Annotated in this window: 28 protein-coding genes; 9 read left to right on the forward strand and 19 right to left on the reverse strand. The window is 33.3% G+C overall.

The window, feature by feature from the left end:
• Position 1 precedes the first annotated feature (1 nt).
• Positions 2–565: a YkgJ family cysteine cluster protein gene (locus BM227_RS05145; protein ID WP_092911840.1), complete on the forward strand. Its 564-nt coding sequence runs from the start codon at positions 2–4 to the stop codon at positions 563–565.
• Between the two features lie 25 nt (positions 566–590).
• Here BM227_RS05145 and BM227_RS05150 read toward each other — a convergent pair whose 3' ends face one another.
• From BM227_RS05150 to queC, 4 genes are all read right to left on the reverse strand, one after another.
• On the reverse strand, positions 591–2,225 hold the full coding sequence (locus BM227_RS05150) for a sensor domain-containing diguanylate cyclase (protein ID WP_092911841.1): 1,635 nt from the start codon (positions 2,223–2,225) through the stop codon (positions 591–593).
• A 176-nt stretch (positions 2,226–2,401) separates the two neighbouring features.
• The gene (locus BM227_RS05155) at positions 2,402–2,845 is read right to left on the reverse strand and encodes a hypothetical protein (RefSeq protein WP_092911843.1); all 444 of its coding nucleotides are present in this window, start codon (positions 2,843–2,845) and stop codon (positions 2,402–2,404) included.
• A 2-nt stretch (positions 2,846–2,847) separates the two neighbouring features.
• The gene (locus tag BM227_RS05160) at positions 2,848–3,102 is read right to left on the reverse strand and encodes a hypothetical protein (protein ID WP_092911845.1); all 255 of its coding nucleotides are present in this window, start codon (positions 3,100–3,102) and stop codon (positions 2,848–2,850) included.
• Positions 3,102–3,770 carry a 7-cyano-7-deazaguanine synthase QueC gene (queC, locus tag BM227_RS05165; RefSeq protein WP_092911846.1) on the reverse strand — a complete coding sequence of 223 codons (669 nt, stop codon included), beginning with the start codon at positions 3,768–3,770 and terminating at the stop codon, positions 3,102–3,104. Before queC ends, BM227_RS05160 begins: the two co-directional genes overlap by 1 nt.
• Positions 3,771–3,910: 140 nt before the next feature.
• Between queC and ybeY the strand changes: the two genes are divergently transcribed.
• Together ybeY and BM227_RS05175 are read left to right on the forward strand one after the other, a co-directional pair.
• The gene (gene ybeY / locus BM227_RS05170) at positions 3,911–4,336 is read left to right on the forward strand and encodes an rRNA maturation RNase YbeY (protein ID WP_092911848.1); all 426 of its coding nucleotides are present in this window, start codon (positions 3,911–3,913) and stop codon (positions 4,334–4,336) included.
• A complete protein-coding gene (locus BM227_RS05175) occupies positions 4,336–5,268 on the forward strand; it encodes a calcium/sodium antiporter (RefSeq protein WP_092911850.1) in 933 nt (310 codons plus the stop codon). The genes ybeY and BM227_RS05175 overlap by 1 nt, the downstream gene beginning before the upstream one ends.
• A gap of 2 nt (positions 5,269–5,270) precedes the next feature.
• On the opposite strand, the gene mrdA is transcribed toward BM227_RS05175, so the two are convergent.
• The 13 genes from mrdA to BM227_RS05240 are packed head-to-tail and all read right to left on the reverse strand — an operon-like array spanning position 5,271 to position 15,812.
• Positions 5,271–7,058 (reverse strand): penicillin-binding protein 2, encoded by a 1,788-nt coding sequence (mrdA, locus tag BM227_RS05180; RefSeq protein WP_092911852.1) that lies wholly within the window; start codon positions 7,056–7,058, stop codon positions 5,271–5,273.
• A complete protein-coding gene (locus tag BM227_RS05185) occupies positions 7,055–7,507 on the reverse strand; it encodes a hypothetical protein (RefSeq protein ID WP_092911854.1) in 453 nt (150 codons plus the stop codon). Before BM227_RS05185 ends, mrdA begins: the two co-directional genes overlap by 4 nt.
• Positions 7,474–7,896, reverse strand: a complete 423-nt coding sequence (locus BM227_RS05190; RefSeq protein ID WP_092911932.1) for an N-acetyltransferase — start codon at positions 7,894–7,896, stop codon at positions 7,474–7,476. Before BM227_RS05190 ends, BM227_RS05185 begins: the two co-directional genes overlap by 34 nt.
• Positions 7,897–7,946: 50 nt before the next feature.
• Entirely contained in the window at positions 7,947–8,564 is a 618-nt protein-coding gene (gene yihA, locus BM227_RS05195) for a ribosome biogenesis GTP-binding protein YihA/YsxC (RefSeq protein ID WP_092911856.1), read from the reverse strand.
• Positions 8,545–9,030 (reverse strand): lipopolysaccharide transport periplasmic protein LptA, encoded by a 486-nt coding sequence (gene lptA, locus BM227_RS05200; RefSeq protein WP_092911858.1) that lies wholly within the window; start codon positions 9,028–9,030, stop codon positions 8,545–8,547. Before lptA ends, yihA begins: the two co-directional genes overlap by 20 nt.
• Positions 9,031–9,558, reverse strand: a complete 528-nt coding sequence (gene lptC, locus BM227_RS05205; RefSeq protein WP_092911860.1) for an LPS export ABC transporter periplasmic protein LptC — start codon at positions 9,556–9,558, stop codon at positions 9,031–9,033.
• Entirely contained in the window at positions 9,549–10,043 is a 495-nt protein-coding gene (locus tag BM227_RS05210) for a KdsC family phosphatase (RefSeq protein ID WP_092911862.1), read from the reverse strand. The genes lptC and BM227_RS05210 overlap by 10 nt, the downstream gene beginning before the upstream one ends.
• Positions 10,040–10,612 (reverse strand): imidazoleglycerol-phosphate dehydratase HisB, encoded by a 573-nt coding sequence (gene hisB, locus BM227_RS05215; protein ID WP_092911864.1) that lies wholly within the window; start codon positions 10,610–10,612, stop codon positions 10,040–10,042. The genes BM227_RS05210 and hisB overlap by 4 nt, the downstream gene beginning before the upstream one ends.
• A complete protein-coding gene (locus BM227_RS05220) occupies positions 10,609–11,412 on the reverse strand; it encodes a septal ring lytic transglycosylase RlpA family protein (RefSeq protein ID WP_092911867.1) in 804 nt (267 codons plus the stop codon). The genes hisB and BM227_RS05220 overlap by 4 nt, the downstream gene beginning before the upstream one ends.
• Positions 11,396–12,601, reverse strand: a complete 1,206-nt coding sequence (locus BM227_RS05225) for a lytic transglycosylase domain-containing protein (protein ID WP_177201998.1) — start codon at positions 12,599–12,601, stop codon at positions 11,396–11,398. The genes BM227_RS05220 and BM227_RS05225 overlap by 17 nt, the downstream gene beginning before the upstream one ends.
• Before the next feature lie 33 nt (positions 12,602–12,634).
• Positions 12,635–13,417: a TatD family hydrolase gene (locus BM227_RS05230; protein WP_092911870.1), complete on the reverse strand. Its 783-nt coding sequence runs from the start codon at positions 13,415–13,417 to the stop codon at positions 12,635–12,637.
• Positions 13,414–14,952: a DNA repair protein RecN gene (locus tag BM227_RS05235; protein ID WP_092911872.1), complete on the reverse strand. Its 1,539-nt coding sequence runs from the start codon at positions 14,950–14,952 to the stop codon at positions 13,414–13,416. The genes BM227_RS05230 and BM227_RS05235 overlap by 4 nt, the downstream gene beginning before the upstream one ends.
• Entirely contained in the window at positions 14,949–15,812 is an 864-nt protein-coding gene (locus tag BM227_RS05240; protein WP_092911874.1) for an NAD(+)/NADH kinase, read from the reverse strand. Before BM227_RS05240 ends, BM227_RS05235 begins: the two co-directional genes overlap by 4 nt.
• Positions 15,813–15,908: 96 nt before the next feature.
• Here BM227_RS05240 and aspS point away from each other — a divergent pair, with 96 nt between their 5' ends.
• Genes aspS through BM227_RS05265 form a run of 5 tightly spaced genes read left to right on the forward strand, consistent with a single transcriptional unit; the run spans position 15,909 to position 19,484 of the window.
• A complete protein-coding gene (aspS, locus tag BM227_RS05245; RefSeq protein WP_092911876.1) occupies positions 15,909–17,672 on the forward strand; it encodes an aspartate--tRNA ligase in 1,764 nt (587 codons plus the stop codon).
• A complete protein-coding gene (locus BM227_RS05250) occupies positions 17,659–17,898 on the forward strand; it encodes a FeoA family protein (protein ID WP_177201999.1) in 240 nt (79 codons plus the stop codon). The genes aspS and BM227_RS05250 overlap by 14 nt, the downstream gene beginning before the upstream one ends.
• Positions 17,898–18,470, forward strand: coding sequence for an adenylate kinase (locus tag BM227_RS05255; protein WP_092911880.1), 573 nt, complete (start codon positions 17,898–17,900; stop codon positions 18,468–18,470). The genes BM227_RS05250 and BM227_RS05255 overlap by 1 nt, the downstream gene beginning before the upstream one ends.
• Positions 18,470–19,240: a competence/damage-inducible protein A gene (locus BM227_RS05260; protein WP_092911882.1), complete on the forward strand. Its 771-nt coding sequence runs from the start codon at positions 18,470–18,472 to the stop codon at positions 19,238–19,240. The genes BM227_RS05255 and BM227_RS05260 overlap by 1 nt, the downstream gene beginning before the upstream one ends.
• The gene (locus tag BM227_RS05265; RefSeq protein ID WP_092911883.1) at positions 19,209–19,484 is read left to right on the forward strand and encodes a DUF503 family protein; all 276 of its coding nucleotides are present in this window, start codon (positions 19,209–19,211) and stop codon (positions 19,482–19,484) included. Before BM227_RS05260 ends, BM227_RS05265 begins: the two co-directional genes overlap by 32 nt.
• A gap of 1 nt (position 19,485) precedes the next feature.
• On the opposite strand, the gene BM227_RS05270 is transcribed toward BM227_RS05265, so the two are convergent.
• Positions 19,486–20,316: an HAD family hydrolase gene (locus tag BM227_RS05270; RefSeq protein WP_092911885.1), complete on the reverse strand. Its 831-nt coding sequence runs from the start codon at positions 20,314–20,316 to the stop codon at positions 19,486–19,488.
• 86 nt (positions 20,317–20,402) lie between these two features.
• On the opposite strand from BM227_RS05270, the gene ppa reads away from it, so the two are divergent.
• Positions 20,403–20,921 (forward strand): inorganic diphosphatase, encoded by a 519-nt coding sequence (gene ppa / locus BM227_RS05275; protein ID WP_092911887.1) that lies wholly within the window; start codon positions 20,403–20,405, stop codon positions 20,919–20,921.
• Between the two features lie 43 nt (positions 20,922–20,964).
• On the opposite strand, the gene BM227_RS05280 is transcribed toward ppa, so the two are convergent.
• Positions 20,965–22,407, reverse strand: coding sequence for an N-acetylmuramoyl-L-alanine amidase (locus BM227_RS05280; RefSeq protein ID WP_218147916.1), 1,443 nt, complete (start codon positions 22,405–22,407; stop codon positions 20,965–20,967).
• Between the last annotated feature and the right edge of the window lie 5 nt (positions 22,408–22,412).

Consider the following 22,412-nt stretch of genomic DNA (forward strand, 5'->3'; position numbering starts at 1 on the left):
AATGCATAACTATATTTCTATAAAAGATATTGACAAAGAGCTCTATTTTGACAATTGTTCTGGATGTGAAATAAGTTGTTGCAGTGGCATAAATTTTAAACTTATGCCCCTGATTCTGGATGATTTCATAGAGGTGTTTAATAATTTTAATATCTACTTTGCAAAATTAGGCAATGAATTTGTGCCAGTTATTCAATTAGCAGAAGAAAATTCAGCATGTAAATATTTCAAAAACAATATATGCACTATCTATAACAAAAGACCTCCAGGGTGCAGACTCTACCCTATTTCTCCATATTTTGATGATATTTTAGTAGATCTATCTTGCAAAGCAGTTGGGAATCAAGGTATGTTTTTAGCTTCCAAAAATGAAATTTCATCCAATTTCTACCACAAAAGATTAGAAAACTTTAATAAAAAAAGAGAAGCAACCATAAATTTTACAGAAAGTATAAAAGATGAGCTAATTTTGGAAAAGGTTCTATCAAATATTGAGCTTTATATTTATAAAAAAAATATTGATAATTTTTATATTAAACTTCATAAAAAGAGCTTACAAACCTAAGAAATATTAATTTTTATCCTCTATTTTAAAAAATAATTTTATCTCGTCCCTTAGTTTTTGCCTGATACAATTTTTTGTCAGCAGTTTTAATTAAACTATCAAGACTGTAATCACTCTCTATAGTGTCAGAAACACCTGCGCTAAATGTATAGCATATTTTTCCTTTTTCTAAATATATACAACCTTGTTTTTTAACAGATTGATGTATTCTTTTAACAATATCATAAGCACTCTCTTTATCAATATAGGGCATTATAATAAAAAATTCTTCTCCTCCAAGTCTAAAAATTAGATCACTTTCTCTTATTAAACCTTTAATAATATCAGCAAACTGTTGTAATACTAAATCCCCTTTATCATGACCATATGTATCATTTACTTTTTTAAAATGGTCTATATCAAGATAAGCAACAGAGATAGGATAATTATAACGCTGACATTTTATAAATAATGGAGTTGAAATTTCATTCAAATAGTGTCTATTATACAATCCTGTCAAACTGTCAGTAATTGCCATAGAATATATTTTTTTCTTCTCATTCTCTATTTTATGTATTATATTATATTTAACCATAAAAGATATAATTGTTAATAATAAAACAGCAACAATCAAAGATATAATAACAATTTTTACAATTGTACTTTTTACTACTTTTGAACTTAATTCTTTCATTTTAATAACTTGGGATTCAATATCATCAGTATATACACCTGCTCCTATTATCCAATCCCATGGTTTAAAAATTTTTACATATGATATTTTCATAACAGGTTTATCAGCTCCTGGTTTTGGCCAATGGTACTCAACTATTCCTTCTCCCATCTTAGATACTACCTTTACCATTTCAACAAAAAGATATACACCATTTGGGTCTTTGATTTTACATAAATTTTGTCCATTTAACTCAAGTTTAAAAGGATGCATTATCATTTTAGGAGTTGTATCATTTATCCAAAAATATCCATTTTTACCATATCTTAATTCAGAAATTTTTTTGAGAGCCTCTTTTTTTAATTTTTCCTCTATTTTACTTGGATTAATTTCTGTTCCTATAATCCAATTAAATGGTTTAAATACTTTTACTACAAACCTTTTATATAAGTATCTTTTTGTATCTTTAGAATAAAATGTATACCCATCAAAAACTATATCTTTAGAACTATTTTTTAACTTATCTACTGCAAGTTTTACATATGGAGCTATTTGATTATCTTCTAAAAACTTGCCATTTAATTCTTTATTTACAGGATTAACAATCATTTTATAATTAAAATCATTTATCCAAAAGTATCCATTACCGTCATATTTTGCAGATGTAACTATATTAATAATTAATTTTTTCATTTCATCTTTACTTATCTTATTTTTATATTTATTAAATTGCTCCTCAATAATATTAAATAAAATATCAACTCTTTTTTTCAAATAGTGATCACCATATTCTCCTAATTCTGAGTAATAAGAGTAAATAATCTCTTCAGCAAGAGTAACATTATCATAAAGCATCTCTTTTTTATTTTTTATAATATCTGCTTTATATATTTCAATATTCTTTTCTGATAAATTGTTTATAGATAAAGTACTGATTGCCAAAAGTATAAATGAAGCAATAACAATAGTTGCAAGAATAATAAGTTGTATTCTTAATTTTATAGACATATTTTTGCCTGAATATATTTTATTAATCTACACAAATATATTAACAAGTTTAAACTTAAAATAGATAATTAAAAGTATTAAGAAATAAACTTTTTATACTAAAAAACTTGAAATTTATTGATTTTTTTTAGATGAGTTTATTATCTCAATTAGTAGACTACTATTGCTATAAAAGTTTACAAACTCATTTTTAATAAAGTTGGTGGATGTGCAGGTAATTTATACTGAATAAATTTGTGACCAGTTTCATAATGACATTGATTACAAGCTTCACTTGCTTCATTATAATCTTTTTTAAATCTAATCCAATCTTTTACTTCAATATCTTTCTCTAATTTTGTAAGATATTTTGACTCAAACTTTTTTAACTTTTCAGCATATTCAGGGCGTGTAGTTTCACCAACTTCTTGAATTTCTAATTGTTCATTAAGCTGATATTTTGCTAAATCCCAATTATTGGCCTTAGCTGCATAGTAGATAACATAAAAACGGTATCCATACTCCATCATCACTGTTCCCATACCTGGTTGAATACTACTTAATTCTTTTAAAGAAAAAGTATGATCTTTACTTCCAAAAAGTGATATAATCATAAAAGGTACAAGTAAAATCTTTTTCATTTTTAAATCTCCTTTTTATTTGGAAAAAATCTTTTAATAATATATCCATCTCTACGCATTTCATCATTTTCATCAAAAGTATAATCATCAAAAAAATCATTTAAAATGGTAGCTAAATATTTAAGCCTATCTTCAACCACCATATCTGGAAACTCTTTTTGCAAGAATGTATAGATATCATCATCTTGTGCTTGGATTTTTTTATGCAGTGATTTAATGTATTCTACACTTAAGTCAAGATTTTTATTCTGTTCCATTAGTTTACCTTATAAGGAATAGGATCTTTCAGCCCAGCCTTTTCAAAGCCTTTGAGACGTAAACGGCAACTGTCGCAAACTCCACATGCTTCATCTTCGTTCTTATAGCAGCTCCAAGTAAGTTCAAGCGGTACTCCATACTCTATGGCTGTTTTAACTATATCCTCTTTTTTCAGATGTACAAGTGGTGTTTTAATAGCTATTTTTGTATCATCTTTTGTACCTAAATCAATAGCTCTTTCTATTGCATCTATAAAATTTTCCCGACAATCAGGATAACCACTGCTATCTTCTTCAACAACTCCTATATATAGTGCTTCAGCACCCTCTTTCTCTGCAACCGCAGCAGCAATACTTAAAAAAATACCATTACGAAATGGTACATATGTAACAGGTACGCCTGCTTCTATTCCACCTGTTGGAACATCTATACTCTCATCTGTCAAAGCTGATGCACCAATATGCTCAAAAAAAGGCAAATCTATTACATATCTATTTACAACTTTAAGAGAATTACAAATGGCATCAAAAGCTTCATGCTCTCTTTTTTGTGTACGTTGCCTATAATCAAAATGCAAAGCTACTATCTCATAACCTTCTGACTTTGCTATATAAGCTGCTGTTGTAGAATCCATCCCTCCACTTAAAATGACTACCGCTTTTTTCATATAAAAATCTCCTTATTACTAAAGCAAAGCTTCAGCAAAAACTCCTCTCACTGAAGCTTTACCCTATCGGGCAAGAAAAAAATATTACCTTTTACTTAAAAAGTATAAAATTTTATCAAAGTTTAGGTAAAATCGCGCCTATGATTGAAATTATAAATGAAACAGATTACCAACCTAATGTAAACTTGCTAAAAACAATTGCACAATATCTTACTAATCGTCATATTGAAGTCACTTTGACCAATAATGCGACAATGCGAGAAATAAACAGAGAGCAGCGTGGGATTGATGCACCTACAGATGTATTGAGTTTTCCACTTGAACCTGTACCTTATGCTCCCTTAGGAGAACTTGTCATTAGCGTAGAGTATGCAAAAAATCAAGCAAGCCTATACCAAAACTCTCTTGATGATGAAATTGCCCTACTCTTTATTCATGGTCTTTTGCATCTTTTAGGTTACGATCATGAAACTGATGATGGAGAAATGAGACAAAAAGAGGAAGATCTTATAAAACATTTTGGACTGCCAAAGAGTCTAATAGTACGTACAGAAGGAGAATCTTAATGGATTTTATCATTTTTATTATAAGTATGGGAGCACTTATATGGGGAGCTGACTTTATCATTAAAGAGTCTGAACGAATTGCTCTGCACTTTAATATAAGTGAATTTATAATCGGTGCTACACTAATAGCTCTTGGAACAAGTCTTCCTGAAATGGCTGCTAGTATAAGTGCAAGCATTAAAGGTCAAAGTGATATGGCCGTTGCAAATGTTCTTGGCTCAAATATAATGAATATATCACTAGTTCTTGGACTTGTCTTTTTAATTGCATCTAAAATTACACCAGGAAGAGACCTTTTTTTTAAAGATAGTGCCTGGCTTCTTTTCCCTGTTATAATTTTTCCATTAATGATTCTTGATGGACACCTTTCAAGATTGGATGGTTTTCTTCTATTTGCAATGATGGGCGCATATGTTATGTTTTTAATGCAATCAAATAAAAGTGAACAGGTAATTGAAATAGATGAAGAGCTAAAAAAGGAAAAATTTAACTGGACTAAAACAATAGCATTACTATTAGTAGGGTTTATTCTTGTTGTCATAGGAGCAGATTATGCAATAGAGAGTGCTGCAAATATTGCAAGAGAATTTGGCATAAGTGAATGGATTATTGGATTAATTCTTATCGCTTTTGGAACCAGTTTACCTGAACTTGTTGTCAGTATACAAGCTGCAAGACAAGGAAAAGCAGATATGAGTATAGGAAATATTATAGGCTCAAATATGGCAAACACATCTGTAGTACTTGGCTCAGCTGCTATGACAAAGCCCCTTGCAATAAATTTATCATCAAGCTCTTTTGATGTATTTTTAATGATAGGCGTTACCTTAATGCTTGTTTTTATAACTGCAAATAAGCTGTATGCAAAAGCTTCTGGAGTAATGCTTTTAATAGTACTTGCAATATTCTTGCAACATGCATTAGGGGCTTGATTTTATTTTATATATTTATGATCAACTAACCAGTTATATATATTTTTTATAATCTTTCCTGTAGCAGCACCACCGTGTCCACCATGTTCAACTAAAACAGTAACAACATATTGTGGATCATTATATGGTCCATATGTTGTCATCCATGCATGAGAACGGTGAAAATAAGCCAACTCGTGCTCTTTCATACGCCTCTTCTCTTCCTGAGGAATTCCAATAACCTGTGCAGTACCTGTTTTTCCTGCAATTTTTAGTTTTATTCCTTTAAGATAGTGTGTTGCTGTACCTTTTGGATGATTACAAACTTCATACATTGATTTTTGAACATTTGGCAAATACTTTTTCTGTACAGGAGTTAAAACATCTTTTATAATAGGTTCAACCTTTTTATCTCCTATATATGAAACCAATCTTGGTACAGGTAGCTTGCCTTTTGCCAAAAGTGCAGTATATCTTGCTGCTTGCATAGGTGTTATAAGTACATATCCTTGTCCAATAGAAGCATTTAAAGTTTCACCCATATACCACGGCTGTCTGTATTTAGAGGCTTTCCAAGATTTGTCAGGCACTACACCAATAAATTCATTTGGCATATCAATTCCAGTTTTTACACCAAGACCCATTTTTCTTAAGTCAGCTGCAATCTTATCGATACCAACAAGCAGACTGCCTTTATAAAAATATACATCACAACTCTCTCTAATGGCTTTAACCATATCAGTTTTTAAATGCCCCACATTTTTCCAGCAACGAAATTTATGACTCCCTAACTCTACTGCTCCATTACAATAGAATTTTGTATATGGTGAAATTTTTCCACTATCAAGGAACGCCTCTGCAACTCCAGGTTTTATAATAGATCCTGGTGGATAAAGCCCATGAATGAACTTGTTAGTAAATGGGTGATTCAAATCATCAATAAGGTTTTTCCATGCTGTTCGGCTTATTCCACCTACAAAAATATTTGGATCAAATGATGGATAACTTCCTGCACTGATAATGGCTCCATCTGTCCGCATCACAATGGCTACACCAGCCTTGCCTTTAAATAAATTAGAGATATATGACTGCAACTCTATGTCAAGATACAGTTTTAAATCTCTATCTTCAATAGGAGGTATTACTTCAAGTGTATCTATGCACTTATTAAAAGCACTTACTTTAACATTTTTATAACCAGGCTTTCCTTCTAGAAAGACATTATATTTTTTCTCCAATCCACTTTTGCCTGCTACTTTGATGAGTTTAACTACAGGATCTTCGTTTATATCCTTCTCATTTGCTTTTCCAACATATCCAACAACGTGAGCTGTTATTTCTCCGTATGGGTAGTATCGTTTGGTAGTAGGTTTGATTGTAATATGAGGTTTACGTGACAACCCAGTAAAATGAGGTAAAACTTTTTCATATGGAAGAAATTTGATCATCCTTATTGGCTCATGCCTATATGGAGAATCATAACGTTTATAACGACGCATCAGCTTAGTAACATTTACATCTGGAAACTTCTCTTTTATATTATTAAGAGCTTTTTTTAGTTCTGGCAACATCTTTTTTGAACTAAGATGTGGATCTATTAAAATTTGAAAGCCTATTTTATTAATTGCCAAAGGTTTACCGTTAACATCTAAAATCTCTCCACGTACCGGAAGTATCCACTCTTTTTTGACAATATTTTGTTTTGCCAATGTTTCATAATATGTATTTGACTTAATACTTATCTGATAAATTCTAACAAGAAGTATAATCCAAACTAAAAGAAAAAATGCAAATACAATACGGGTTCTCACAACAGTATGACTCCGGCTAAATCTATAAGTAGATAATATATCAACACAAATGACTCACTAATAATATCTTTACCCATTAAAATCTCATACCCTTCAATAAAAATGAAATATAAGATATCAAAAATAGCAACTCTAATTAACTTAAGAAATATGTTAGCATGTAATAAATGGTATATTTTCGGTTCAATAACAGTATACATAACTAACATTGTCACCATTAAAAAATATAGTGGCAATCCCCAAATTGACTCAAATACAATAGTATAAAGTATCCAAAGAAATACAAAGATATACTCTTTTTCCTTTATTGCATTTGCCCATAGTATATAGACTACACCAATAAGCGGAGGAAATAGTGGAAAAATTGATCCCAGTGATGGATAAACCATCACTGCTAAAGCGATCAAAAATATTTTTAAAGTTTTTTGACTAAAGATATCTCGTTGCATACAGGAAAATATTTGCACTTGATGCAGTCCGCCCAAATTTTATGCTCAGGAATTGTCTCTTTTGGAATTTCAACAAACCCTAGCTTTTGAAAAAAACTGCCCATATATGTTAGAGTTAACACCTCTTCAACACCAAGTTTTCGTCCCTCTTCAACAGCACACTCAACAAGATTTGAACCTATTGCTCTGTTTCTACATTTTGCATCAACAACCAAACTGCGAATTTCAGCCAATCTTTGAGAGTGAATGTGCAATGCAACATAACCAACAATCTCTTTACTCTCTTTCAATCTGGCAATAATATATGAACGAATGTTAGTAGCTACTTCATCATCACTTCTAGGTAGTATAATGCCCTCTTCTACCTCTTTTTTGACAAGTTTTTGCATATTTGGTATATCTTGCAAAACAGGCTTGATATACTCAATCGATTCATTGCTTACAGGCACGACTCTCCTCTTATAACAATATCAAAAATCAACTCTTCTAATCGTTCTATTCCTCTTTTTTTCAAGTTAGACACCAAAAGAGCATTTGGATTTTTAGCACGAATCTTTGCAATATCTTTTTGCTTAAGTTTATCAGACTTGGTAAACACTTCTATGTAACACTGATCAGGACCTATAAACCCATTAATATACTCTTTTACTGCTTCATCAATCGGTTCATCTGGATGCCTTGCATCACGAAGATGTATAAAAAGTCTGATAGTACGACGCTTTTTAATAAACTCATTTAAACTTTTTTGCCACTCATACTTCATACTCTTTGAAACTTTTGCATATCCAAAACCAGGTAAATCAACAAAATGCAAAGTATATTTTTCTTCATTCTCATCATCTTTATAGATGACTTCAAAGTAGTTAATTAGTCTTGTTTTACCTGGAGTGGAAGAGCTTTTTGCAAGACTCTTTCTATGTGTCAGAGAATTTAACAGTGAACTCTTTCCAACATTACTTCGCCCCAAAAAGGCAACTTCACCTATCCCCTCAGGAGGAGCTTCATCCAACTTGCTTGCCGAAGTGACAAACGATGCATCAACGATTCTTACTGGCATTGTTCTCTTCTATCTTAAATATAAATTTAACAGGCTTCTCTTTACTGCCCTCAACTCTTGCTTTGGCGCTTTGCTTATCGACAAAAACCTTTTCCCCAATCAATATCCTATCCAACTTGGTATCAAAAAGTTTGACATTCTCATAAAGTTCATAAATTTCTGTTTTAGGGATGTATACAAGTCGTCCAGATTCTCCTTTATATACCTTCTTACCATCATTCATAGTAATAGTAAATTTAACATTTCCGATTGCTTCATATTTTATAGGCTTTTTATTAGCATCAAAATAGACATAAACTTTAGATGCATTTAACTCATCTACACCTTTTATCATATGAACATTACCAATAAACTTTGTAACTTTTTTTACATCACTAGCTTCAAAATGATCTGCCGTAATCTCAACTTGTTGAGAAGAGAAAAGTGTACTAATAGCTAAAAGCGGTAATAATAAATACTTTTTCAATTATCTATCCTCTTCAAAGATTTTTGCATATATTTTATCGGCAAAGATTTTACCACTTTTTTGATAATATTTCAGAGACTCTCCAGTTACAACATTTTTTCCATAATAGGCTTCAAATCTATTCCCTTCTGTTGAATAGAGCTTTGTTTTCATATCGTATAGCATTTTTGAAGATTTTATTGTCAAATTATCATCACGACTAAGCTCTACAAAATCATAAAGCCTGACATAAGAGTCTTCAACAATTACACCATTATTTGCAGAAACTGTCTCTATACCTTTTTTGGTTTGTCTCATAAATTTTGGAAATTTGATAGTAAGTCTTTTCTCATATTTAAGTGCTTCACTTCCAAAACCTATAGACTCAACCCCTTTTTTTGTTATCTCAAAACTTTCAAAAGAGACAAACTTAAGCTGTGGGATATTCTCTTTTTTAACTTTAATAGTTTCAAAAGGCTTTAACAAAACAGCTGCTACAATTGACCCAAACAATAGTGTAATAAAAAAATACTTTACATTTAAAGCCACCGTGAAAGATACTCCTCTTGCAAACCTTCTTGTTTAATAAGTAGTTCAATCATTTCACGGACAGCCCCATCTCCGCCTTTCTTACTTAAAACTACATCTGCTATCTCTGTTACATAATGCATAGCATCTGCCGGAGTAAAAGAGATTCCTACAGATTTAAGAAGTCTTGCATCATTCAAATCATCACCAATAGCTGCAACATTCTCAAAAGATATTTGCAATGACTCACATAAAGATGTAAGTGTAGCTAATTTATCTTTAACTCCTTGATAACAGTGCTCTATTCCCAACTCTTTTGCACGCCTGGCTACAATTGTAGAGTTTCTTCCTGTTATAATGGCAGCTTTTTTCCCCATACGAATCCACTGAACAATAGCAAACCCATCTTTGACATTAAATGCTTTTAACTCATCACCTGATGCTGTATATATGATTTTTCCATCAGTCATACAACCGTCAATATCTAAAACTACCAATTCAATCATAACACACCTTTTGTACTTGGCACACCTGCTTTTACATTAGGAGCCAATGCCCGTCTTAACGCAACAGCATATGCTTTAAATGCTGCTTCTATAATATGATGGCGATTTTTACCCCGCTCTTTTACAAGATGTACACTGAGTGCTGCATTAAAAGTCAATGCTCTAAAAAACTCTTCTGCAAGCTCTACATCAAATGTACCTATTTTTCCATCACAATCAATTTCATAAACCAAAAATGGTCTGTTGCTCAAATCCATAGCACAACTGACTGCTGCTTCATCCATTACAATAACAGTATTGGAAAAACGCTCAACCTCTTTAATTGGATATATAGCTCTATTTATAGCCTGCCCAAGTACAATACCTATGTCTTCTACTGTATGATGATCATCAACATGAGTATCACCTTTACACTCAACAAAAAGATCTATCTGAGAATGCTTTGAAAAACTCTCAAGCATATGGTTAAAAAAACCAACCCCTGTATCTATCTCAGACTTACCATTTCCATTTATATCTAACTTTAAAAAAATATCTGTCTCTTTTGTTGTTCGTTTTATCTCAATCATTCACTGCTCCTAATAACAAATGCTCCTGGAATATTCCAAGCTCTAATAAAGTCACGCGCCTCTTCCTCACTTTGAAATCCCATTAGCCAAACTCTGTACAGAGGTCGTCCACCTACAATAAATTTAACAACTTTTGCATTATACCGTCCCTCAAAATTATCGTAACGTTTTTTGTAGATCATGGCTCCCTGGTGTCTTCTAAATGAACCAACTTGCACGCCAAAACCACCAAGTACTACTCTTTGAACAGGTTTTGTTCCACCTTTTTTAGCCATTTTAGCTATAAGAGAGTCAAATCCAAGTACTTCCAAATGTACCGGTGCTGTTCCTGTTCTGTCAATACCTATCTTTTTACCTGCAATATATGAAAGATCAATTATTCGTCCCTTTACAAATGGTCCCCTGTCATTAATTCTTACAACAACAGACTTTCCATTATTTTTGTTTGTCACACGAACCATTGTATTCATAGGCAAAGTTTTGTGAGCAGCCGTCATAGCATACATATTGTATTGTTCACCGTTAGATGTTTTTCCACCATGAAAATTTGGACCATACCAGCTTGCAATACCATCTTGTGTCCAACCAACTGAAACAACAGTAGGATAGTATGTTTTTCCATTGATTGTGTATGGACGCAAAGTAGCTCTGTGAATGGCAGCTGAAGATCTTGGGGTTGTTTTAACTGGTGTACTTACACTATATCCATAATCAGGATAAAATTGGCTTCTTGAGCTGCAACCGATTATAAAAAAGGATATAGCTAAAACAGATATAAAAAACTTAATTTGGTATAACAAGTTTGTCTCCTACATGAATAACATTGCTTTTAAGTCCATTTCTCTCTTTAATACGTTCTACTTTAACATTAAAAAGACGAGCAATTTTATATATAGAGTCACCTTTTTTGACTCTATAATGAATCGATTCTCTACGCGGAACAGGAATAACCAATGTCTGCTTTGGATATATCACAGCATTTCTCATTTTGTTAAAACGTTGAATCATTTTATAAGAAATTCCATATTTACGAGCAATTGCTCCAAGAGTATCTCCCTTTTTTACTGTATGTACAAAAAACATTTTATTCTGCTTGCCCGGTTTATAAAACTGTTTAAAATAAGCCAGTTTTTCGTATGGTATATTAATATAAGCACCTTTTTGCGGTGGAGTGAAACCATAATTAAATTGTGGATTGAGTTTTTTCATATCACTTACACTCATACCAATTTGAGATGCAATATGCTCCAAAGTTTCCCCACCACTTACTTTTACTCGAACCAAAGTTTTACCTTCGCCTCTGTTAAACATATGAGTGTGTGATTTTGTTGTAAACATATCTGGATCATTTGCTATCAATGCCAGTGAAACTATTTTTCTTATGTAGTTACGGCTCTCTTTTGGAAGATAACGTTTTTTCTCATCCAACAAAACTTGCAACTCATCGCTACCGGCTCTTTTTATTGCTCTAAGTACACGACCCTCTCCGGAGTTATAAGCAAGTGCTGCAAGATACCACTTTCCAAAAAGTTTATGAAGTTTTTTCAAATATGCAATAGCAGCTTCTGTAGAACGAACAGGATCTCTTCGTTCATCAATATATTCATCTATCTTTAAACCGTAAATTTTTGCTGTTTTAGGCATAAACTGCCATAAACCTGAAGCTTTTGCTCTAGAGTAAGCATTTGTCTTAAAGTTAGACTCTGCCATTGCCATATAAAGAAATACTTGAGGAATATTATTATCATGGATCATTTTTCTAAGAGTAGGAATATAAAGAGATCCTCTCTCAAGCATTTGAAGATAGTGCCTCTTTTTTGTTGTTGCTAAACCATTTTTAAGTTGAATAAATAATGGATCACGTAAAAAAGATGGGTTTATATCCAAACTCTGCAATACAGCAATATCATCACGATAAAGAGGTTGAACATATAGTGATCCATATGCCAATCCACATAACATGAACCAAACAAATAGTAATTGTCTCAATACTGCTCCATTTTTTAATCGATAGTATACCATTTATAAGATTTCTATCCCAAAAAGCTCACAACTATTTTTAGTAGTTATATTTTCAACATCTTTAACTTCCATTTTTAAAACCTCTGCAATTTTTTCAGCGACAAAAACAGTATAGTATGGCTCATTGCGCTTTCCTCTGTGAGGATGCGGTGTCAAATATGGTGCATCGGTCTCAATTACAAGACGACTTAAAGGTACTTTAGGTAAAACTTGCGGCAATTTTCTTGCATTTTTAAAAGTAAGAACTCCACCAATTCCATAGTAAAAACCATGCTCTGTAAGCTTTAGTAGTTGCTCATCAGCATTATAACAATGCAGTACACCTCCAACCTCTTTTGCATTATGCTCTATCAATATACTCATAGAATCACTGCTAGCTTCACGAATATGGACTATAATAGGCTTTTTAAACTCCTTTGCCAACTCTATTTGACTGGCAAAAACCTCTTTTTGTTTAGCAATTACTCTCTCTTTTTCTACCTCATCCTCAGGCAACCTGTAGTAATCAAGCCCACACTCACCTACAGCAATACATTTAGGATCATTCAAATATTGACGCAAAAAAGATTCATCATATTTATCTATGTCATATGGGTGTACTCCTGCCGCATAGTAGACATCTTCAAATTTATGTGCAATCTTTTGTGCTTTTGGCAAAGTGTCAGGATCTGCTCCTGGAATAATAAAAGCTTTTACACCATTCTCTTTGGCTCTTAAAATAACCTCTTCAAGATCTTCATCATATCTGCTGTCATCAAGATGGCAATGTGTATCTATAATCAACTTGAAAACTCCTCTAAAATTTTCTCAGCAAGAGTTCTTGCCTCTAGCATTTTATTCTCACCAGCTATCATTCTGGAAATTTCAGTAACTCTTTCATCACTGTTTAAAACTTTTGCAATACTTTTACCACTCTCTTTAGTCACAATTATATGCTGTTTTGCTGCAGCACTTAAGTGTGGCTGATGAGATATGGCAATAATTTGATAACTTTTTGACAAGCTTTTTAAAAGCTTTGCTATTGCAATTGACTCATCACCGCTTACATTTGCATCAATTTCATCTATAAGCAAAATACCCTTACCACCTGCTAGTTCACTTTTACAAAGCAATAGAGCAAGACGAATACGGTTAAACTCTCCTCCGCTTAGAGTTGCTATGTTTGATCCTTGAAGGTCTATATTTACACTGTCAATACCTGTTTTATCAATAGGTTTTACAGAGAATGTAAATGAAATGTTTCCCATTCTCAGATCTAAAAGAAGCTTGTTAACAAACTCTTCAACACCTTTAGCTGCATTTTGTCTGATACTGCTTATTTTTTTAGCATCTTTTTCTATTTTGTCAAAAAGTTCTTCTACCTCTTGCTCAAGTCCTCCAAGTTCGTGATCTATATTTTTATAATACTCCAACTCTTTTATCTTTTCATCACGATAGCTTAAAGCCTCCTCTATAGAGCCGTAACGCCTTTTTAGAGATGCAATTGCTTCTATCCTGTTAAGTACCTCTTCAACATTAATCTCATCTAACTCTTCAAGCATTGCCTGAGCGCGTTCAAACTCATTACGCAACATATTCATAGCTTCATTAAAAAGTACACTGTCACTCTCTATAAGAGTTAATGCTTCTAAAACATCATCTTCACTCTCAAAAATTCTTGAAGCTTTAGAAATAGCTTCACTTATCTTTTCACGCTTTGAGAGTTTACGCTTAATAGCCATTAACTCTTCATCTTCTCCTATCTTTGGAGATACTTCATCTATCTTTGAAATTTCAAACTCAGCAAACTCTATTAACTCTTTTACTCTCTTCTCATCAGCTTTCATCTCTTGCAATCTAAGCAGTTTACGCCTGTACAAATCGTACATATTTTTATAGTTTTTTAAAGTTTCAGCATAATCTTTACTATTTTTTGCAGCCTCTGCATCTAAAAGTTCAAGTAAAAGTTCGCTTGAGAGTTCATTATTACTTCTTTGTGCTATATGTCTAACCAGTGGTGAAACAAGATTACTCAATCTTTTTTTTGATATTGTCAAATCATTAAGAAAGTACCTTATCTTCTCTTTTTTTATTGCTCTAATAGTAATTTCAGCTTCATCATTATCAAAACTCTCAAGGTTTAAATTAACACTTTTTTTTAATACTACTTCAGAAATATCTGCCTGTACATTAGATAAACCAAAAAGAGCCAAAAGTGAGCCCATAAAGACTGACTTACCAGCTCCACTAGGTCCTGTAATGGCAATAAGACCCGGTTCTAACTCTAAATCAAGTGTATCAAAGCCTACAAGATTTTTTGCATAGAAACGTTCTATCATCTACATTGTCCCCAAGATAGTTTGTCACGAAGAACATCAAAATAGTTTCTTTCAATTCTATGAATCAAACGTGCACCAATTGAGGCTTTTTGTATTATAAGAGTATCATTTGGTCCAAACTCATACTTCTCCTGACCATCAATAATAACCAAAGATATCTTCTCTGGTGTCTTAATCTCTATCTCAAAATTAGCCGGCATTACCAATGGACGCTGAGTTAAAGAGTGTGGACATATAGGTGTAAGTATAAAAGCATCTGTTAAAGGAAATGTAACAGGTCCTCCTGATGCAAGATTATATGCAGTTGATCCGGTAGGTGTGGATATTATCAATCCATCTCCATAATATGTGTTAAACCACTTTTTATCAATATATGCATCAACTTTTACCATCTTTGAGATTGAAGGACGACTAATAACAATGTCATTGAAAGAGTAAAAAACTTTCTCATCAGCTTTCCCTTTCAAAATACCTTTTATCATCATTCTTTCATCTATTCTATATTCACCAGAATATAATTTATCTATAAAACCTTCTATTTCTGATGGATTTATATCTGCTAAAAACCCTAATGTACCAGCATTAATCCCAAGAATTGGTTTATGATACTTATAACTTCTGCGAGCAAGAGAGATAAGCGTCCCGTCTCCTCCTATGCAAACTAATATATCACTAGCTTCACACATAGAGGTGAAATCTTGCCCAAGAACTCCAATCATTCCAGCACTTATGGAATCAATAAGAACCTCTGCTCCATATCTTTCAAATATTCCCTTAACCTGAAAAAAAAGTGTTTTAAGTTCAGGAGTTGAAGGGCGAAGGACAATACCGACACGCTTAATATCTAACTCAGCTTCCATACTTTAATTTTCCATCTTAAATTTTTAAATTTGATTCTAACAAAAAATAAGTTTGGTTTTGATATAATCGCGCAACTAACTCAACGGAGATTCGATTTGCGAACACACTACTGTACCGATTTAAATGAAAATAATGTTGGTGAAGATGTAACTTTAGCCGGCTGGGTCAATAGCTATCGTGATCATGGCGGTGTTATCTTTATTGACCTACGTGACAAAACAGGACTTATTCAGCTTGTATGTGACCCTGCTGATAATGAGCAGGCACATAAAGTTGCTTCCCAAGTAAGAGACGAATTTGTTCTCATTGCAAAAGGGAAAGTCAGAAAACGAGGCGAAGGTCTTGAAAACCCTCGTCTAAAAACAGGTAAAATCGAAATTGTTATCGATGAATTGACCATCGAAAACCGAAGTGAACCGATGCCATTTACTTTAGGTGATGAAAATGTTGGAGAAGATATCCGACTAAAGTATAGGTATCTTGACTTACGTCAAAAAGAGATGTTTGAAACATTCCAGCTGCGATCAAAAGCTGCAATAGCTGCACGTAATTTGCTGGACTCTCTTGGATTCCTTGAAGTAGAGACACCAATTCTTACAAAATCTACACCTGAAGGTGCACGTGACTACTTGGTTCCAAGCCGTGTTCATAATGGTGAATTTTATGCTCTACCTCAATCTCCACAACTTTTTAAGCAGCTATTAATGGTCAGTGGCTTTGATCGCTACTTCCAGATTGCAAAATGTTTCCGTGATGAAGACTTAAGAGCAGATCGTCAGCCTGAATTTACACAGATTGACGTAGAGATGAGCTTCTGTACACAAGAAGATGTAATGAAAGTAGCTGAAGATCTTCTAAAAGCAATGTTTGGTGCTTGCGGTTACGAGATAAAAACACCATTTAACCGAATAACATATCGTGACTCTATGGAAAAATATGGTAACGATCGACCTGACCTTAGATTTGGACTTGAGCTTGTAGATGTAATTGATCTTTTTGAAAACTGCGATAGTCCAATTTTTGCTGAAATAGCTCAATACAAAAAACTTAACCGTATTAAAGCACTTAAAGTCCCAGGTGGAGACAAAGCATTTTCTAGAAAAATAATTAAAGAGCTTGAAAGCTTTGTAAGCAAGTTTGGTGCTAAAGGATTGGCATATATTCAAGTTAAAGAAGATGGTCTTAAAGGGCCTATCTTAAAATTCTTGAGTGAAGAAGCAATTGAGACAATGAAATCACGGCTTGAGATGGAAGTTGGTGATATTGTCTTCTTTGGAGCAGGTAACAAAAAAACTGTTTTAGATTATATGGGACGTTTGCGTACAGAAGTTGCCAAGCGAATGAATTTGATTGATGAAAATCGCTTGGAGTTTGTCTGGGTTGTAGACTTCCCAATGTTTGAAGTTGAAGATGGAGAGGTAAAAGCTCTACACCATCCATTTACAATGCCTAAAAATATAGATGAAGATGATGTTGAAGAGATTGACTCAATTGCTTACGATGTTGTTCTTAACGGTATCGAGCTTGGGGGAGGAAGTATTCGTATTCACAAGCTTGATATTCAACGTAAAGTATTTGAAATGTTAGGCATTGATGAAGAAGAGGCAAATGAGAAGTTTGGCTTCTTGCTTGATGCTCTTAAGTTTGGTGCGCCTCCACATGGCGGATTTGCTCTTGGATTTGATCGTCTAATGATGCTTCTAACCAAAAAAGAGAGCATTCGTGATGTCATTGCCTTCCCTAAAACACAAAGTGCAACCTGTTTATTAACACAAGCACCTAGCCAAGTAGATGAAGCTCAACTTAAAGAATTGGGAATCAGAATCAGGAAGCAGCCAAAGACAGATGCGGCTCAGTGATGCTAAACCCGGAGATATAGTCAAGATCAAAGGATTCGAGGGAGGATGTGATGACTTTAAATGTCGTCTAGACTCTCTTGGAATTCGAGTAGGAGATATAGTAGAAATTAAATCCAAAGCCTTTTTAGGTCCTATAGAGATTAAAAATGAAGATATAGACCTCGCTTTATGTCGGGGTCAGGCAGAGAAGATTATAATAAAGCCAATTAAACTTAGGAGACCATAATGAAAAAACTGTTTCTAATCATCGGTGCCCCAGGCAGTGGTAAAACAACAGATGCAGAAATTATTGCTGCAAACAATACTGACACTGTAGCACACTTTTCAACAGGAGAACTGCTTCGCGCTGAAGTTGCAAGCGGTTCAACTTTGGGACAGACTATAGATAGATTTATCAGCCAAGGAAATCTTGTTCCACTAGAAATTGTAATAGATACAATTGTAAGTGCTATTAAAAAGAGTGACAAACCTGTTATTTTAATCGATGGTTTTCCTCGCAGTGTTGAGCAGATGGAAGCACTTGATAAAATATTAAAAGATGAACCTTATGTTGAGCTAAAAGCAGTAATCGAAGTAGATGTAAGCGAAGAAGTAGCAAAAGAGCGTGTTTTAGGTCGAGCTAGAGGTGCAGATGATAATGAAGAGGTATTTAAGAACCGTATGAAAGTTTATACTGAGCCTATTGATGCAATCAGAAATTTCTATAAAGATAAAAACCTTCTTCATGTAATCAATGGTGAAAGAACAATCGAAGAGATTGTTGATGAAATGGAAAGCTTTATTAAAAGTAAAATCTAATGAATTTTTACCAGGTCATAATTGGATCTGAAATACTAAACCGTCGCAGAAAAGATAAACACTTCGAATTTCTCTCTACAGAGCTTACAGCTCTTGGAGAGAAGCTGTCAGCCTCCTTTATTATAGAAGATAACAGACAACTCATAGAAAATGTTTTTACTATTATTAAGAGTGATCCAAAAAGCATAATGTTTAGTTTTGGAGGGATTGGTTCTACCCCAGATGATTTAACAAGAGAGATAGCTGCAAAAGTCTTTACAGGTAAACCGCTTACAACACATCAGGAAGCAAAAAAGCGTATTTTAGAGCAATTTGGAGATGATGCCTACCCTCATCGTATCCATATGGCTGAACTCCCTGAAAATGCAGATTTGCTAGATAATCCTGTAAACAATGTACCAGGATTTAGTCTTGAAAATCGATTTTTCTTCGTTCCTGGATTTCCACAAATGGCACATCCTATGATAAAACAGGCTCTATCTAAAATTTTACACGAAACTAAACCAGTTTGCAGAAAAACCTTCACAGCATTGGTAAGTGAAAATGATTTAATCGAAATGATGCAAAAAGTTCCTAAAGAGATTGAACTATCATCACTGCCAGCTTTTTGTGGTGACAAACGAATAGCTGTTATTAGCCTTTGCAACAAAGATAGTGCCTTGGTAGAAGTATGGTATGAAAAATTCATAGAGTTTATGAAGAAACAAAAGATTGTCTGGGTAGATGGAGACAGGCATAATGACCCTGACATATGCAAACCTAAGAATTGATTTGCCATTTGTCTCTTCAAAAAAAGGGCGACGAGCTATAATCAACTCTATAAAAGAGCGTTTAAGCAAATTAAACTGCTCACTGCTTGATATTTCAGGAGAATACCCTAAAGAGGCAGAAATTGCTATCTCATTTTTATCTCCAAATGAGCAGAGTGCAATCTCTAAAATTGAAAAAATAGAAACTCTGCTTGAAACAAAATTTCCAGAAATTGAAGCAGTGCTGACTTACGATTTTATATAGGTCACCCCTTAAGTTCATCTTTTAAAAACCTTGCTACTGCATCTTCATCATTGGTCCAAGGTAGTACTATATCTGCTACAGCTTTTAGTTCATCTATAGCATTGGCAACAGCAATCTTTCGTCCGGCAGCATTAAAAAGACCCAAATCATTGTGACTGTCACCAAATACAGTAGTATGCTCTCTATTAACACCTTCAATCTCTTCAAGTTTTTTTAGTGCATGAGCTTTGTCACCTTTTGCATGCATTACAGTCATAAACCAGCAATCCATATAAGGATCTTTAGACCTTTTAATCTCTATCTCATCTTTAAACTTCTCTTTTAAAGCTAACTCTATTTGGGCAGTTACCTCCTCGCTCTCCATATAAACAATTTTGAGGTTTTTTTCCATAGCTTTTAAAGGATCTGCATCAAGAAGTCTACGGTCATTATGATATGTTCTTAACAACTCCTCTTGATACCTGTTTCTTTGTTTAGGATAGATAAATCTCTCTACTCCATTACTATCAAGCCCGACAAGTAAAGGAAAAATATCTGCTTGCTGTTTGCCTATTTCTATGATTTCATCACCAATATCACGATCTAGTGCACTAACATAAATGATATCACCATCAGCAGATGTAATCATTACACCATCTAAAACTATTAATGGCTCTTTTAAATGCAACCCTTTAAGAAGCTTACAAACTCCAGTATAACTTCTTGCAGTTGCTACAGAAAGTTTTACTCCATTTGAAACTGCAACATTGAATACATTACGACTAAAATCACTAACACTTAAGTCTGTTCGTAGAAAAGTTTTATCAAGATCAGTTAGATAGAAATTTTGCATTCATAACTCACATTTTAAATTTTTCAAAATTGTATCATATAGTTTTGGTAAAATAACACCATCTATTTTCCAAGGAGAAAGCAAATATGGATATTTCAAAAATCGGCAGTGGTGAATGCCCTGACAAAGTTAATGCATTAATAGAAATCCCTTACGGATCAAACGTTAAATATGAACTTGATAAAGATAGCGGTGCTGTTGTAGTTGATAGAGTTCTTTACTCTGCAATGTTCTACCCTGCAAACTATGGTTTTGTTCCAAATACACTAGCTGATGATGGCGATCCAATTGACATTTTAGTTCTTAATGACTATCCTGTTCAAGCTGGTTCAGTTATTAAGTGTCGTTTGATTGGTGTACTTATTATGGAAGATGAAGCGGGTATGGATGAAAAACTTCTTGCTGTTCCTGTAAGCAAAATAGACCCATCTTATGATGGAATTGACAGCTATGAAGATCTTCCAAAAGCAACACTAAACAAAATTAAAAACTTCTTTGAGACATACAAAATGCTTGAGCCAAACAAATGGGTTAAAGTAAAAGAGTTCCAAGGAAAAGAGGAAGCAGCAAAACTGCTTGAAGTATCTATCAAAAACTACAAGTAATCTACACTAATACAATATGCTTTTTGCATATTGTATTATAAAACTATCTATTGTGTCTAATATAACTCTCAATACCATTAGCTATGCCTTCTGCTAAAAGCTTCTGATAGTAAGGATTAAAAAGACGTTTTGATTCAGTAGGGTGTGTAATATAACCAATTTCTATTAACACTGCTGGCATCTGAGCACCTACAAGAACCCAAAAAGGACCTTCTCTAACACCATTGTCAACTACACCTCTATATTTGCTTCTTAAAGAGCTTAAAATCTGCTTTTGAAGGTCAATTGCCAATTTATTTGATTCGATTATCTTCTCTCTATTCAGTACACTCAAATATGTCTCTTTTGTATAACGGTCAAGGTCACTTACATCTGCACTGTTTTCAAGTGCAGCAACACGCTTGGCACGATCACTTCTAGCAGGAGATAGAAAAAATGTTTCAATACCTTTACTTCTGTATCTGTTTTTTCTTCCAGCTACAGCATTAGCATGAATAGATATAAAAAAGTCTGCATCTTTAAGATTTGCAAATCTTGTTCTTTTTTTCAAAGGAACAAATTTATCTCTGCTTCGTGTCAAATATACTTTAAAACCTCTTTTTTTCAGTATATTTCTTACTTTTTTAGCTACAGAGAGTACTACTTTTTTCTCTTCTAACTTCTTATATCCAACTGCTCCAGAATCTTTACCACCGTGACCTGGGTCTATAACAACTATATATTTGCTTAAATTCAAACTATTTTTTTTAGTACTGTTTTTAGTTTTTGACACTACATTTTTTTGTACAGAATCTTTTTTTTGATGCCTTTTAACAGTACCCTTTGGTAATGTAATAAAAAGTCTTCGTCCTTTTATTTTCCATTTTGGCTTATAGCTTCGCGATACTTCAATGACAACTCTGACTGTTTTAGGATCAAATTGTGCAATTCTTATCTCTTTAAATGTTGGACCTTTAATTCGTTTAATTGAAAAGTATGTTTTTGCAGGAGATATATCAAATACATACAAGTAGTGCCCTCTTCTTTTAAGCACCATTTTGTGTATACTCTTTTTTGAAAAAGTAGTATTAAATGTAAGAATCAGATTACTGTTTTCAACAGCAGTTTTCTTTAGTGAAATAGTTCTGTTTTTTGAAACTGTTTTGCTACTTTTATTTAAAGATTGTTTTGAAATTGATTTAGATTCAGAAGGTGCTGCAGTAAAACTATTTTGATTTTCAAACTCTTTTATATCTTCTGAAGTATCTAAAGCTTTAATTGCATTTTTATAGCGTGTTGCATCAATATCTAATGCTTTTGATGCTTTTATAAGCCCCTTTAAAGCTTGTAGTTGCAGTTTTTTATCGCCTTCCAATAAACCTTTCATATAAAGGGACTGAAAGTCGTGATACCCTTTCCAGATAACCGATTTTGCATTTGATGCAATAGCTCTGTTTGCTCTGTTAATCTGTTCAGAGTAGTCACCTGCTTTCAAATATAGAGACAATATAA

The organism is Hydrogenimonas thermophila (genome assembly GCF_900115615.1).
GTDB lineage: Bacteria > Campylobacterota > Campylobacteria > Campylobacterales > Hydrogenimonadaceae > Hydrogenimonas > Hydrogenimonas thermophila.

Excerpts from the sequence above, each read along its gene's own strand:
- ybeY (WP_092911848.1), top strand. The coding sequence starts at position 3,911 with ATGATTGAAATTATAAATGAAACAGATTACCAACCTAATGTAAACTTG.
- BM227_RS05150 (WP_092911841.1), bottom strand. The coding sequence starts at position 2,225 with ATGTCTATAAAATTAAGAATACAACTTATTATTCTTGCAACTATTGTT.
- BM227_RS05185 (WP_092911854.1), bottom strand. The coding sequence starts at position 7,507 with ATGCAACGAGATATCTTTAGTCAAAAAACTTTAAAAATATTTTTGATC.
- BM227_RS05270 (WP_092911885.1), bottom strand. The coding sequence starts at position 20,316 with ATGCAAAATTTCTATCTAACTGATCTTGATAAAACTTTTCTACGAACA.
- BM227_RS05265 (WP_092911883.1), top strand. The coding sequence starts at position 19,209 with ATGACCCTGACATATGCAAACCTAAGAATTGATTTGCCATTTGTCTCT.
- yihA (WP_092911856.1), bottom strand. The coding sequence starts at position 8,564 with ATGCCAGTAAGAATCGTTGATGCATCGTTTGTCACTTCGGCAAGCAAG.
- hisB (WP_092911864.1), bottom strand. The coding sequence starts at position 10,612 with ATGATTGAGATAAAACGAACAACAAAAGAGACAGATATTTTTTTAAAG.
- BM227_RS05260 (WP_092911882.1), top strand. The coding sequence starts at position 18,470 with ATGAATTTTTACCAGGTCATAATTGGATCTGAAATACTAAACCGTCGC.
- BM227_RS05175 (WP_092911850.1), top strand. The coding sequence starts at position 4,336 with ATGGATTTTATCATTTTTATTATAAGTATGGGAGCACTTATATGGGGA.
- BM227_RS05255 (WP_092911880.1), top strand. The coding sequence starts at position 17,898 with ATGAAAAAACTGTTTCTAATCATCGGTGCCCCAGGCAGTGGTAAAACA.
- ppa (WP_092911887.1), top strand. The coding sequence starts at position 20,403 with ATGGATATTTCAAAAATCGGCAGTGGTGAATGCCCTGACAAAGTTAAT.
- BM227_RS05145 (WP_092911840.1), top strand. The coding sequence starts at position 2 with ATGCATAACTATATTTCTATAAAAGATATTGACAAAGAGCTCTATTTT.
- BM227_RS05190 (WP_092911932.1), bottom strand. The coding sequence starts at position 7,896 with ATGCAAAAACTTGTCAAAAAAGAGGTAGAAGAGGGCATTATACTACCT.
- BM227_RS05155 (WP_092911843.1), bottom strand. The coding sequence starts at position 2,845 with ATGAAAAAGATTTTACTTGTACCTTTTATGATTATATCACTTTTTGGA.
- BM227_RS05250 (WP_177201999.1), top strand. The coding sequence starts at position 17,659 with ATGCGGCTCAGTGATGCTAAACCCGGAGATATAGTCAAGATCAAAGGA.
- BM227_RS05240 (WP_092911874.1), bottom strand. The coding sequence starts at position 15,812 with ATGGAAGCTGAGTTAGATATTAAGCGTGTCGGTATTGTCCTTCGCCCT.
- queC (WP_092911846.1), bottom strand. The coding sequence starts at position 3,770 with ATGAAAAAAGCGGTAGTCATTTTAAGTGGAGGGATGGATTCTACAACA.
- BM227_RS05160 (WP_092911845.1), bottom strand. The coding sequence starts at position 3,102 with ATGGAACAGAATAAAAATCTTGACTTAAGTGTAGAATACATTAAATCA.
- BM227_RS05210 (WP_092911862.1), bottom strand. The coding sequence starts at position 10,043 with ATGATTGAATTGGTAGTTTTAGATATTGACGGTTGTATGACTGATGGA.
- BM227_RS05235 (WP_092911872.1), bottom strand. The coding sequence starts at position 14,952 with ATGATAGAACGTTTCTATGCAAAAAATCTTGTAGGCTTTGATACACTT.